This is a genomic window from Janthinobacterium sp. P210005 (assembly GCF_036231865.1).
Classification (GTDB): Bacteria; Pseudomonadota; Gammaproteobacteria; order Burkholderiales; family Burkholderiaceae_D; genus Janthinobacterium; species Janthinobacterium kumbetense.
Window position 1 is genome coordinate 45,517 of sequence record NZ_JAZARC010000009.1, and the last position, 14,076, is coordinate 59,592.

8 protein-coding genes are annotated in these 14,076 nt (G+C 62.5%); all 8 read left to right on the forward strand.

What is annotated here, in order from left to right:
* Positions 1-36: 36 nt before the first annotated feature.
* On the forward strand, positions 37-1,770 hold the full coding sequence (locus VPH40_RS26930) for a putative porin (RefSeq protein ID WP_328574958.1): 1,734 nt from the start codon (positions 37-39) through the stop codon (positions 1,768-1,770).
* Positions 1,771-1,779: 9 nt separating this feature from the next.
* Positions 1,780-2,475, forward strand: a complete 696-nt coding sequence (locus VPH40_RS26935) for a hypothetical protein (RefSeq protein ID WP_289907039.1) — start codon at positions 1,780-1,782, stop codon at positions 2,473-2,475.
* 29 nt (positions 2,476-2,504) lie between these two features.
* Positions 2,505-2,993: a YbjN domain-containing protein gene (locus VPH40_RS26940; RefSeq protein ID WP_251351533.1), complete on the forward strand. Its 489-nt coding sequence runs from the start codon at positions 2,505-2,507 to the stop codon at positions 2,991-2,993.
* Positions 2,994-3,201: 208 nt separating this feature from the next.
* Positions 3,202-6,306, forward strand: a complete 3,105-nt coding sequence (locus VPH40_RS26945; RefSeq protein ID WP_251351534.1) for a DEAD/DEAH box helicase — start codon at positions 3,202-3,204, stop codon at positions 6,304-6,306.
* A 49-nt stretch (positions 6,307-6,355) separates the two neighbouring features.
* Entirely contained in the window at positions 6,356-7,492 is a 1,137-nt protein-coding gene (locus VPH40_RS26950) for a PAS domain-containing sensor histidine kinase (protein ID WP_328574959.1), read from the forward strand.
* 138 nt (positions 7,493-7,630) lie between these two features.
* A complete protein-coding gene (locus tag VPH40_RS26955) occupies positions 7,631-8,311 on the forward strand; it encodes a response regulator transcription factor (protein ID WP_034753797.1) in 681 nt (226 codons plus the stop codon).
* Positions 8,312-8,466: 155 nt separating this feature from the next.
* On the forward strand, positions 8,467-9,174 hold the full coding sequence (locus tag VPH40_RS26960) for a transposase (protein ID WP_328574960.1): 708 nt from the start codon (positions 8,467-8,469) through the stop codon (positions 9,172-9,174).
* A gap of 194 nt (positions 9,175-9,368) precedes the next feature.
* Positions 9,369-14,069: a glutamate synthase-related protein gene (locus VPH40_RS26965; RefSeq protein WP_328574961.1), complete on the forward strand. Its 4,701-nt coding sequence runs from the start codon at positions 9,369-9,371 to the stop codon at positions 14,067-14,069.
* Positions 14,070-14,076 lie beyond the last annotated feature (7 nt).

The following is a 14,076-nucleotide window of genomic DNA, read 5'->3' on the forward strand; positions in this document are numbered from 1 at the left end:
CGCCCCAATTCATATTAATTTTTTTCGAGAGAAACAATGAATTCCTTATTTTCTTCCCCACAACGCCTGCGCCGCCTTCCGCTGGCGCTCGCTGCCCTGGCCCTGAGCGTGGCAGCGAGCGCCGTGCAAGCGCAAGCACCGGCCGATAGCACCATGGTCAAACTGATCCGCGGCCTGATCCAGAGCGGCGCCCTCAACAAGGATGCCGGCGAAGCGCTGCTGGCGCAGGCGCAAAGCGAAGCGCTGGCCGCCGCGCAAGCGCGTCCTGCTGCCGCGCCGGCGGCCCTGGCGCAGGTGCAGCCGGGTGACGTGCGCGTGCCGTATATTTCGCAAACCGTGCGCGAGCAGATCCGCGACGAAATCAAGGGACAAGTGTTGGCCGAGGCGAAGGCGGGCGGCTGGGCGGCGCCGAATGAGACGCCGGCCTGGACCAAGCGCATCCGCGTGGAAGGCGACGTGCGCGCGCGCTACGAATCGCGCTATTACGACATGGCCAACAGCAATATCGAGATCGACTGGCGCTCGCTCAACAGCGGCGGCGGCTACGACGTCAATTCGAACACCAACCTGGCCTTGCCAGCGTTGCTGAACACGCGCGAAGACCGCAAGCACTTGCTGCGCGCGCGCGCCCGCCTGGGCATCCTGGCCGACATTTCCGACAGCACGCAAGCAGGCATCCGCCTGGCCAGCGGCAACGATGACAGCCCCGTGTCCACCACGCAAACCCTGGGCGGCGGTCTGGGCAAGAAAAACATCTGGCTGGACCAGGCCTGGCTGTCCTACCAGCCCGCTTCCTGGCTGAAACTGACGGCGGGCCGCTTCGACAATCCGTTTGTTTCCAGTGATGAATTGTTTTCCAGCGAACTCAATTTCGACGGCATCGCCGCCAAGGTGCAGCAACCGGTGGGCGACAGCAAGGACGTCACCGTGTTCGGCACCCTGGGCCTGATTCCGCTCGAGTATTCGTCCGACAATGCGCCTAGCCGCAGCCAGACAAAAATGTCCAGCGAAAACAAATGGCTGCTGGGCGCGCAAGTGGGCGCGTCGTGGAAGATCAATAGCGACCACCAATTGCGCGGCGCGCTGGCCTACTACAACTTCCGCAACATCAGCGGCGAGTATTCGCAGCCGTGCGCGCTGTACGCGGGCGCCGATGGCTGCAACACGGACTGGTCGCGTCCATCGAGCATGCAAAAGGGCAACAGTTTGATGCTGTTGCGCAATATCGCCCTGAACCCGCTGGACCCGGCGAACACGCCGCAGCCGCAATTCGTGGGCCTGGCGTCGAAATTCCGCCTGGCCAACCTGAATGCGCGCTGGGATAGCAAGGTGGCCGGCGGCACGGATTTGCGCATCGAAGGCGATTATGTGCGCAACATGGCCTACGACAAGAACGAAATGTGGGCGCGCGCCAAGGGCGGCATCATGAACAATTTCGGCGGCACGGGCGGCGTGTCGCAAGCCGATTTCCGGAGCGGCGGCAATGCCTACATGCTGCAGGCGACCCTGGGCAAGGCGAATCCGGCGGCGCGCGGCGACTGGAACGTTTTGCTGGGCTACAAGCGCATCGAACCGGATGCCTTGCCTGACGCTTACAACGATTCCACCTTCCACCTGGGCGGCACGAATGCGCGCGGCTACTACCTGGGCGGCGCGTATGCGCTCGACAAGAATACCTGGCTGAACGGCCGCTGGACGTCGAGCCGCGAAGTGTTCGGTTCGGCACTGTCGATCGACACCCTGCAAATCGAATTGAACGCGCGTTTTTAAGGAGCCATGATGTTGATATCCAACAAAATGCGCGTGCCGCTACTGTTGCTGAGCTTGCTGGCCGCCGGCACGGCCCAGGCGCAGGGACAGAAGGGCCAGAGCATGGAAGAGCGCCTGCGCGCCGAGTTGCGCAATGTCACGGCGCAACTGCAGCAGACGCGCGGCGAGCTGGAATTGCTGAAAGCCAAGGGCGCACCTGCCGCCAAGGCGGCGCCCGTCGCCGCGCCTGCCAGCGATGGCTTGAAAAAGGAACTGGCGCGCAGCCAGTCGCAACTGGCGCAGGAGCGCGCGCAACGGGAAAAACTGGGCGAGCAGCAACAGCGCAGCGCCGCCGCCGCGCAAGAGGCAAGCGCCAGCCTGGCGCAGTACCGCCAGGCCAGCGAACAGCTGGCCGCCACGGGCAAGCAGCTGGAAGCGGAGCGCGCGCGCCTCGACGGCGAAGTGGCGTCGCAGCGGGGCGCCCTGGCGCGCTGCGAAAGCAAGAATGCCCAGCTGTATGCGGCCGGGCAGGAAATCCTGCAAGCGTATGAAGGGCTCGACGTGCTGGACGTCATGAAGGCACGCCAGCCGTTCGCCGCGCAAAGCCGGGTGAAACTCGAACAGATTGCCCAGCAGTACGGCGACCAGCTGTACCAGGGGCGCTTTGATGCGCGTCAAACCGAAGCGGCAGCAACGCCGGCCGCCCCCGCGCCGGCCCCCCAATAATTTTACTTTTTGAAATGAATGGAATGACGATGGAAAACACGAATAGCTTGCTGACCACCCTGAATGCGGAACAAACGGCCGAGGCCATCAAGGCGGCCGGCTGCGCCGTCACCAGCATCGAACACGACGGTGTCGTGCGCCTGCACAGCGCCAGCCATGGCATCGGCTTTCAAGTGCTGTGGGGCAATGAAGCATCGCCTGGCCAGTATGCGGATCTGACCCTGAGCTGCCCGCTGCGCGTGCAGGGCGGCGACTTGCCGGCCGGCTTGCTGGCCGAATGGCACCGCAGCAAGCGTTTTGCCCGCGTGGCCCAGCATGGCGATTTCGTCGTGCTGGAAATGGATGTGCTGGTCGCCGGCGGCGTCAGCCGCGAGTACCTGAATATCAATCTGCAACTGTGGACGCAGATGATGGGCCAGTTCTTCTTGTTTTTGCGCAACTTTACGCCGGCCGATACGAGCACCGCTCCGCTCGTCGAAGCCGTCAACGTGGCAGAAGAAGAAACTGTGTCGGCCTGATAAGCGGGTCAACGGCGGCAAAAAAGGCCCATGACGGGCCTTTTTTGCCATCTGCGGGTCCCAAGTGTCGTATTAAATACTTATTTTTTAGGCATCGCGCATTAAAACTGCTCAAAGAGCGTGTGTGAATCAAGCCAGCAACGGCTGTATGGCGGATAATATTGCCTGTTGCCGATTTGGATACGACCTTTACACAAAAATGCGCCCCATGGATTTTACCCGCGACGAAACCAGTGAAACCCCAGTTGCCCCGGCCAGCGCGCCGGGAGCGCCTTTGCCGTATGCCGTCGCCACCTGGCTGCAGCGGGTGGAGGCAGCCGCCCATCCGAAAGCCGTGCTGAGCATTGCCGAACCGGACCCCAAACTCAACCAGCATCGATTGATCTACGTGCTGGCGCCCACCAGCGGTGGCCGCCACGTGGCCCTGTGCCTGTACAAGGCGCGGCTGCGGCCGAATGGCGACGTGGCGGCGGCGTCCCCCATCAGTGAAATATTTTCCCTGCTGTCGGCGCCCCCCACGTTTTTGACGCCAGCCGACGAAGACCTCGTGCGTTTCTTCGTGGCCATGCGCAGCGGGCAGAATTCGCAGACGGGCAGCGCCACGGAGCCGAAGGGCAAGGTGGGCGCGGCCCTGCTGAAAATGCTGGCCGAGCAGGATAAATTGTTGTGGGCCAATTCCTGGGCCGACGTCGGCAATGGCCTCGTGTACCCGTTGAAGGAAGGTCCCGTGCGTCCCGCGCGCCTGTTCTGGCGCGACGAAGGCAAGACCATGCGCCTGGGCTGGCAAGTGGACCCGCCGGAAGGCGCGAAGCACCATGGCGCCGACCAGATCGACTACATGCTGCCCACGGATCCGCCGTGGTACATCGATAACCTGTCGTGCGGCGTGCTGGAACTGAACCAGGGCGGCTCCGACATTTCCCTGGCCGACTTGCAGGCGCTGGTGGCGCAGGCGCCGCCCCTGAACGCGAACGACAAGGTGCGCGTGTCGCAACTGCTGCTGGCGCAGGGCTTGCAGCATTTGATGCCGCTGCCGCAACCGTTGCCGCAGCGCTTGCGCAAGGATGTGCCGGCGCAACCGGTCTTGCTGCTCGATAGCGCCATGCTGGCCGATGGCGGCGCGCAGCGCTGGAGCGACTTCGCCGTGCTGTCCTATGACTACGATGGCGAAAGAGTCTCGTTCGACCCGTCGCAGCGCGTGGTGCGGCAAGTGGGCGATGTGACGGAAATTATCCAGAGAAACACGGTCGATGAAGCGCGCGCGCTGGCGACGTTGGCCGAGCTGCAATTCAAGAAGCCGGGCTCCGCCCCCTTGAGCGGCTTGAAGGGCGCCTTGCAGCTGCCTTCCCAGGCGGAATGGCTGCGTTTTGCCGAGTCCGGCATCGACGCCTTGCTGGCGCAGGGCTGGATCGTGGAAAAGACGGCCAAGTACCGCTACGACGTGAGCGACGTGGGCGACTGGTACGCGGAAATCGACGACCAGGACCCGGACAGCGGCAACGCCTGGTTCGAGCTGGAACTGGGCATCGTCGTCAACCACGAGCGCGTGCCGCTGCTGCCCGTGCTGGTACAGCTGATCCGCAACGCGCCCAACGATTTCAACCCGAAAGTCATCGAAGCGCATGCGGACGATGACCAGATGCTGGCGACCTTGTCGGACGGCACGCGCGTGGCCCTGCCGTGGGGCAGGGTGCGCCCCATCCTGAACACGCTGGGGGAACTGTATTTCAGCGACAAGATCAAACATGCCGTGCGCATGTCGACCCTGGACGCGGCGCGCCTGGAGGAGCTGGCGCGCGGCCTGGACATGCAGTGGACGGGCGGCGAGCAGCTGCGCGCCATGGGCCGCAAGCTGAGCCAGTTCGGCGCCGTGCAAAAAGTGGCGGCACCAGCCGGCCTGCAGGCGACCCTGCGCGATTACCAGGCCGATGGCCTGGCGTGGATGCAATTCCTGCGCGACCACGACCTGGCCGGCATCCTGGCCGATGACATGGGCTTAGGAAAAACCGTGCAAACCCTGGCGCATATCCTGGTGGAAAAGGAGGCGGGCCGTTTGACGCATCCGGCGCTGGTGATTGCACCGACGAGTTTGATGGGCAACTGGCAGGACGAGGCGGCAAAATTTGCGCCCGGCTTGAAGGTATTGCTGCTGCAAGGCAAGGACCGCGCCCAGCAGTTCGACCAGATCGACCAATGCGACCTGGTGCTGACCACCTACGCCCTGTTGCCGCGCGATGAGGAAACCTTGCGCGAGCATGATTTCCACCTCGTCATCCTCGACGAATCGCACTACATCAAGAATACGCGCAGCAAGGCGGCGCAAAGCGCGGGCCTGCTGCGCGCGCGCCACCGCCTGTGCCTGTCCGGCACGCCGCTGGAAAATCACCTGGGCGAGCTGTGGTCGCAATTCCACTTCCTGCTGCCGGGCTTGCTTGGCGACGAAAAGACCTTCAACACCCAGTTCCGCCATCCGATCGAGCGCCAGGATGACCCGCTGCGCCGCATGCTCCTGAATCGCCGCATCAAGCCTTTCCTGCTGCGCCGCACGAAGGACAATGTGGCCAAGGAATTGCCGCCGAAAACGGAAATGGTGCGCAAGGTGGAATTGACGGGGCCGCAGCGCGACCTGTATGAAACCGTGCGTCTTGCGATGGATCAAAAAGTACGCGAAGAAATCGACAAGAAGGGCGTGGCGCGCAGCCAGATCGTCATCCTCGAAGCGCTGCTGAAACTGCGGCAAGTGTGCTGCGACCCCCGCCTCGTGAAATCCTTGCCGGCGAAGAAGCAATCGGCCGGTTCGGCCAAGCTGCTCGACCTGATGCAGATGGTGGAAGACTTGCTCGACGAAGGGCGCAAGATTCTCGTCTTCTCGCAATTTACCAGCATGCTGGAATTGATCGAGGAAGAACTGGAATCGCGCGACATCCCCTACGCCTTGCTGACGGGTGAAACGAAGGACCGGGGCGCGCAAGTGGCGGCCTTCCAGCAGGGTGCCGTGCCGATCTTCCTGATCAGCCTGAAAGCGGGCGGCGTGGGCCTGAACCTGACGGCGGCCGACACGGTCATCCACTACGACCCGTGGTGGAATCCGGCGGCGGAAAACCAGGCCACGGACCGCGCCTGGCGCATCGGCCAGGACAAGCCCGTGTTCGTCTACAAATTGATCGCCAAGGGCACGCTGGAAGAAAAAATCCAGCTGCTGCAGCAAAAGAAATCGGAGCTGGCGCAATCGATCCTGGCCGAAGGCGAATCGCAAAAGATGGCCCTCACGCAGGAAGACTTGCAGCAGATTTTCGCCCCGCTGGAAGATTAACGTTGCCGCACGCTTATACTTGGCGATTCTTTCTTGCCAGGTATAACGCATGCTGCCCTTCCTGCCCTTTCTTGTATTGCTGCTGGCCGGCGCCATCCTCATGGCGCTGCGCTTCGTCCAGTTGCGCCGCGCCCTGCTGCGCGCGCGGGCGGGCGAAGCGCAGTTCCGCCTGCTGGCCGAACACGGCCGCGACGCGGCCTTCCTGCTCGATGCCGCCACCCTCGAATTGATCTATATCAGCCCCGCCGCGCAGCGCCTGACGGGATACGACTTGCCCGCCTTGCGCGCGCACGCGGCGCAGCTGGCGGCGGACGTGCCGGCCCGGCTGCAGCGCTGGCGCGACGGTGACGCCAGCCGTTTGACCCTGTTGCGCGAAGTGGAATTGCCGCACGCCGACGGCCACCTGCTGGCCCTGGAAATCCATTCCACCATCGTGCCCGCGGCGGCAGGGCGGGGCGTGACCCTGGCGGGTACCTTGCGCGACGTCAGCGCTGCGCAGGCGCAGGAAGCCGAGCGGGAAAAGGAGCAGAAGCGCTTCGCCTCGATGCTGTCGCACGAATTCCGCACGCCGCTGGCCACCATCGACGGCGCCATCCAGCGTCTCGTTTCGACGTCCACCGAGGCGGACGAGGCCACGCGCAAGCGCTACGTGAAAATCCAGACGGCCGTCGACCGTTTGTTGGGCATGATCGACGACTATTTGTCGCCCGAACGCATGGCGGCCATCGGCCGCGAGCGGGCCGCCGACGGCATCGCGCCGCTGGCCTTGCTGCAGCAGGCGGCCGCCACCGTGCCTGTCAGCCACCGCGTGCAGCTGGAACTCGACGAAGACTTGCCGGCCAGGCTGCGTTGCGACGTGCCCGGCATGGCCCTGTGCCTGAAAATATTGTTGGACAACGCCGTCAAGTTCAGCCCGCCGGGCAGCGTCATCACCTTGTCGGCCAGGCTGGTGCCCGAGGGCGGCGTGGCGCTGTGCGTGCGCGATGCGGGACCCGGCTTGCGGGAAGAAGAACTGGCGCAATTGTTCGAAAAAGGAAGCCGTGGAACTAATGCCACGCATCCGGGCGCGGGCCTGGGCCTGTACATGGCGCGCGCCGTGGTGGACGTGCATGGCGGGAGTTTGCAGGGGCATAATCTGCCCGAAGGCGGGGCACTTTTCCGCATTTGGCTGCCGCTTCCTGTCTAGACAAGGAAAAGCCTTGCTTCCGCTGAAGGCAACCGTGATAATTCCTTGACGTAAACCTATTGTGCCGTCCATCATGGTGTAGAAGTGCATGGCATGGTTTGCCCTCGGTGTGCTCACTAACGGAAGAATGGCGTAGCAATGACGAAAATACTGATCGTCGAAGACAATCTCGACTACGCCGAAGACATGGCGGAGTTCCTCGTTGAGCTCGAACACGAAGTCCATATCACCAGCTCTGCTGGCGGTATGTGGACGGCGTTGAGCCATGGCAATGTCGGCGTGGTCGTACTGGACCTGGGTTTGCCCGATGAAGACGGCTTCAACGTCATCCCCCGCATGCGCCAGCTATATCCGCAAATCGGCGTGCTGGTGTTGACGGGGCGTGTCGCCTTCGACAGCCGCATCCTGGGCTTGCGCCTGGGTGCCGACCACTATCTGACCAAGCCGATCAAATTCCCCGAACTGGCGGCGCACATCGAAGCGCTCGACCGCCGCGTGGGGCCGCAAGATCCCGTACCCGAGCCGGGCAAGTGGACGTTGAAAGTAAGCGCTCGCCAACTTGAGTTGATGGGCGCCGTCATCGCCTTGACGGAAAAGGAATTCAACTTCCTGCACTTGCTCACCATTAATACCCGTCCCGTGCCGCGCGACGTCATCGTGGCCGGCATGGGTGGCGAAGATCCCGATGCGGGCCGCCGGGTCGACATGCTCGTGTATCGTTTGCGCAAGAAAGCCAAGACGGGCCTGGGCCAGGACTTGCCGCTGCGCAGCGCGTATGGCGAAGGCTACAGCCTGTCGGCCAGTTTCAACCTGTCCTGATGACCTTGTTGCGCCGCCCGCAAGTGGCTGGCGCAATAAAAGGGACGGAGTCAACCGCTTTTTTCCGCATTTCAAATAAAACAGGGTCAGAGTCGTGCCTTGCGCTCGCAAGTGTGTAAAATCAAGGCCTTAGCCTTCTTTTTACCGATTCTGCCATGGCCCGTTTGCCCCGCCTCATCATTCCAGCACTGCCCCATTACGTGATTCAGCGCGGCAGCAACCGCCAGCCCGTGTTCCAGGACGCGGCGGACTACGCGCAATTCCTGTCCTGGCTGAAAACGGGGGCGAAAATGTTCAAGGTGGCCATTCACGCCTATGTTTTATTGCCTGATCAGCTACATTTACTGGCCACGCCGGCCGATGCGACGGGCCTGGGGCAGCTGATGCAGTGGCTGGGACGCTATTACGTGCCGTATTTCAACCAGAAATACGGCCGCGAAGGTGCCTTGTGGCAGGGACGCTACAAAACTTCCGTCATCGATCCCGACAATTTCTTCCTCACGTGCTGCCGCTACCTGGAATGCGTGCCCGTGCAAACGGGCCTGGCGGGCCAGGCGCTCGATTACAGCTGGTCCAGCTATGCCCACCATGCGGGCGTGCGTCCCGATCCCGTCATCACCGACCATGCGCTGTACTGGGCGCTGGGCAATACGCCGTTCGACCGCGAGGCGGCGTATCTGCGCCTGTTCGAGCAAGGCCTGGGCAGCAGCCAGGTGAAAGTGGTGGAACAGGCTGTATTGAAGGGCTGGCCGCTGGGTTCCAACGCTTTCAAGCAGGCGCTGGAGCAGAAAATGCAGCGGCAAGTGCTGCCTGCCAAGCGGGGCCGTCCCCGCAAAATCGTGGCCGACGCGGCCGCTAATTAAAAAGCATTCGCATTTAAAACAAAAAATGGTTCCTTTCCGCGCTTTTATTGAAATTGCTTCGACTATGTCCCTATTAAATTTTTAGAGCGACGGAATCGAATTTAATTCGACTCCGACCCTAATTGTTGTAGTTGAGTTTTTTGTTGCGTTGCACTACTCTAGTTTTTCGATAGTCATATGCAGCGGAGAAGCCCATGAAAGCGCAAGGCCTGTACGACCCAGCCAATGAACACGATGCCTGCGGCGTCGGTTTCGTCGCCCATATCAAGGGCAACAAGACCCATTCGATCGTCGAACAGGGTTTGCTGATTCTGAAAAACCTCGATCACCGGGGCGCCGTGGGCGCCGATGCGCTGATGGGCGATGGCGCCGGCATCCTGATCCAGATTCCCGACCAGTATTACCGCGAAGAAATGGCCAAGCAGGGCGTGGAATTGCCGCCGCCTGGCGAATACGGCGTGGGCATGGTCTTCCTGCCGAAGGAACACGCATCGCGCATCGCTTGCGAGCAGGAAATCGAACGCGCCGTGCGCATCGAGGGCCAGGTTGTGCTGGGCTGGCGCAACGTGCCCATCGATACGGACATGCCGATGTCGCCCACCGTGCGCGCCAAGGAACCGGTGATTCGCCAGATCTTCATCGGCCGCGGCCCGGACATCATGGTCACCGACGCGCTCGAGCGCAAACTGTATGTGATCCGCAAATCGTCGGGCCACGCCATCCAGGCATTGAAACTGCTGCACGGCAAGGAATTCTTCGTGCCGTCGATGTCGGCCCGTACCATCGTGTATAAAGGCCTGCTGCTGGCCGACCAGGTGGGCGTGTACTACAAGGACTTGCAGGATGCGCGCTGCATCTCGGCCCTGGCCCTGGTGCACCAGCGTTTCTCGACGAATACCTTCCCCGAATGGCCGCTGGCCCACCCATACCGCCTGATCGCCCACAATGGCGAGATCAACACGGTGAAAGGCAACTTCAACTGGATGCGCGCGCGCGAAGGCGTGATGAAGTCGGCCGTGCTGGGTGACGACCTGCAAAAGCTGTTCCCGCTGATCTATGAAGGCCAGTCCGACACGGCGTGCTTCGACAATGCGCTGGAACTGCTGCTGATGGCCGGCTATCCGATCGCCCAGGCGATGATGATGATGATTCCGGAAGCGTGGGAAAACCACACGACGATGGATGACAACCGCCGCGCCTTCTATGAATACCACGCGGCCATGATGGAACCGTGGGACGGCCCCGCCGCCATGGCGTTCACGGACGGCCGCCACATCGGCGGCACCCTGGACCGCAACGGCTTGCGTCCGGCCCGCTACATCGTCACGGACGATGACCTGGTGGTGATGGCGTCGGAATCGGGCGTGCTGCCGATTCCCGAGTCGAAGATCATCCAGAAATGGCGCTTGCAGCCTGGCAAGATGTTCTTGATCGACCTGGAAGCGGGCCGCATCATCGACGACCAGGAACTGAAAAACACCTACGCCAACGCCAAGCCGTATAAAGCGTGGATCAACTCGGTGCGCATCAAGCTCGACGAGATCAAGCTGGCCGAAGGGCAGGCGAAACAGGACCGCGCCCAGGGCGAAAAAGAGCCGCCATCGTTGCTGGACCGCCAGCAGGCGTTCGGCTACACGCAGGAAGACTTGAAATTCCTCATGGCGCCTATGGCCGTGGCCGGCGAAGAAGCGACGGGCTCGATGGGCAATGACTCGCCGCTGGCCGTCATGTCGAACAAGCTCAAACCGCTGTATAACTACTTCAAGCAACTGTTCGCGCAAGTGACGAACCCGCCGATCGACCCGATCCGCGAAGCGATGGTGATGTCGCTCGTGTCCTTCATCGGCCCGAAACCGAACTTGCTCGATACCAACAACGTCAATCCGCCGATGCGCCTGGAAGTGGCGCAGCCCGTGCTGGGCTTTGACGACATGGTCCGCTTGCGCAACATCAGCGCCCACACGGGCGGCAAGTTCAAGTCGTACGAGCTGGACATCTGCTACCCGCTGGCCTGGGGCAAGGAAGGCGTGGAAGCATGCCTGGCCTCGCTGTGCGCGGAAGCCGTCGACGCCGTCAAGTCGGGCCACAATATCCTGATCGTCTCGGACCGCGCCATTTGCGCCGACCAGGTGGCGATCCCCGCGCTGCTGGCCACCTCCACCGTGCACCAGCACCTGGTGAGCAAGGGCTTGCGCGCGTCCACCGGTCTCGTCGTGGAAACGGGCTCGGCCCGCGAAACCCACCACTTTGCCTTGCTGGCTGGCTACGGCGCGGAAGCCGTCCACCCGTATCTGGCCATGGAAACCCTGGTCGAGATGGCGCACGGCTTGCCGGGCGATTTGTCGGGCGACAAAGCCATCTACAACTACACCAAGGCAGTGGGCAAAGGCTTGATGAAAGTCATGTCGAAGATGGGCATTTCCACGTATATGTCGTACTGCGGCGCGCAAATCTTCGAAGCCATCGGCTTGAACAAGTCGCTGGTGGACAAATACTTCAAGGGCACGGCCTCGAACGTGGAAGGCATCGGCGTGTTTGAAGTGGCGGAAGAAGCGCTGCGCCTGCACGCGCTGGCTTTCGGCAACGATCCCGTGCTGGTGGATAAGCTCGACGCGGGCGGCGAATACGCATTCCGCGTGCGCGGCGAAGACCACATGTGGACGCCGGATGCGATTGCGAAATTGCAGCATTCCACGCGCAGCAACAATTTCTCCAGCTATAAAGAGTATGCACAAATCATCAACGACCAGAGCCGTCGCCACCTGACCTTGCGCGGCTTGTTCGAATTCAAGCTCGACCCGACCAAGGCGATCCCGCTCGACGAAGTGGAACCGGCCAAGGAAATCGTCAAGCGCTTCGCCACGGGCGCCATGTCGCTCGGTTCCATCAGCACGGAAGCGCATGCGACCCTGGCCGTGGCCATGAACCGCATCGGCGGCAAGTCGAACACGGGCGAAGGCGGCGAAGATCCGAACCGCTACACGCAGGAATTGAAGGGCATCCCGATCCGCCAGGGCGACACCATGGCGTCCGTCGTGGGCGCCGAGCAGATCGTCGTCGATATTCCGCTGCAGGAAGGCGATTCCATGCGTTCGCGCATCAAGCAGGTGGCGTCGGGACGTTTCGGCGTCACGGCGGCCTACCTGAACTCGGCCGACCAGATCCAGATCAAGATGGCGCAGGGCGCGAAACCGGGCGAAGGCGGCCAGTTGCCTGGCCATAAGGTGTCGGAATACATCGCCAGCCTGCGCTTTTCCGTGCCGGGCGTGGGCTTGATTTCGCCGCCGCCGCACCACGACATCTATTCGATCGAAGATCTGGCGCAGCTGATCCATGACTTGAAGAACGCCAACCCGCGCGCTTCGATCTCCGTGAAACTGGTGTCGGAAGTGGGCATCGGCACGGTGGCTGCCGGCGTCACGAAGGCAAAAGCCGACCACGTGGTCGTCGCCGGCCACGACGGCGGCACGGGCGCTTCGCCTCTGTCGTCCGTGAAACATGCGGGCACGCCGTGGGAGCTGGGCTTGGCTGAAACGCAACAAACGCTGGTCTTGAACGGCTTGCGCAGCCGCATCCGCGTGCAAGCCGATGGCCAGATGAAGACGGGCCGCGACGTGGTCATCGCCGCCCTGCTGGGCGCCGACGAGATCGGCTTCGCTACGGCGCCGCTGGTGGTCGAAGGCTGCATCATGATGCGCAAATGCCATTTGAACACGTGCCCGGTGGGCGTGGCCACGCAAGATCCGGTGCTGCGCGCCAAGTTTTCGGGCAAGCCCGAGTACGTCGTCAATTACTTCTTCTTCGTTGCCGAGGAAGCCCGTCAATTGATGGCGCAGCTGGGCATCCGCACGTACGACGAGCTGATCGGCCGCGTGGACTTGCTCGATAAATCCAAGGCGATTTCGCACTGGAAGGCGCAGGGACTGGACTTCTCGGCCATCTTCTACAAGCCGGAAACCCCGGATGGCCAGGCCTGTCGCCACGTGGAATTCCAGGACCATGCACTGGAAAAGGCGCTGGACCACAAGCTGATCGCGCAAGCGCGCGCGGCGCTGGAAAAGGGCGAGCGCGTCTCCTTCATCTCGCCCGTGCGCAACCTGAACCGCACGGTGGGCACCATGCTGTCTGGCGAAGTGGCGAAGAAATACGGCCATGCCGGCTTGCCGGACGACACCATCCACATCCAGCTGCAAGGCACGGCGGGCCAGTCGGCCTGCGCCTTCCTGGCGCACGGCATCACCATCGACCTGGTGGGCGAGGGCAACGATTACGTGGGCAAGGGCTTGTCGGGCGGACGCATCATCGTGCGGCCGAATACGGAATTCCGTGGCTGGGCGGTGGACAACATCATCATCGGCAACACGGTGCTGTACGGCGCCATCGCTGGCGAAGCCTTCTTCAATGGCGTGGCGGGCGAACGCTTTGCCGTGCGCAACTCGGGCGCCACCACGGTGGTCGAGGGCCTGGGCGACCATGGCTGCGAATACATGACCGGCGGCACGGTGGTGGTCCTGGGCAACACGGGCCGCAATTTCGCGGCCGGCATGTCGGGCGGCATCGCCTATGTGTATGACCCGGCGGGCGACTTTGCCAGCAAGTGCAACACGGCCATGGTCAGCCTGGACAAGGTCGTCTCCGCGGCGGAGCAGCATCTGGACCGCGACGCCTGGCATACGCAGCACCGCGATGGCGTGCCGGAAGCGGATGAAGTCATCCTCAAGCGCCTGATCGAGCGTCACTTCAAGCACACGGGCAGCACCCGCGCCCGCGTCTTGCTGGACGACTGGGCCGCGGCGCGCGGCAAGTTCGTGAAAGTCTTCCCGAACGAATACAAGCGTGCGCTGATTGAAATGGCTGCCGATGCCGCCATGGAAGTCCAAGCCGTCGCCGCCTGAGCCAGCC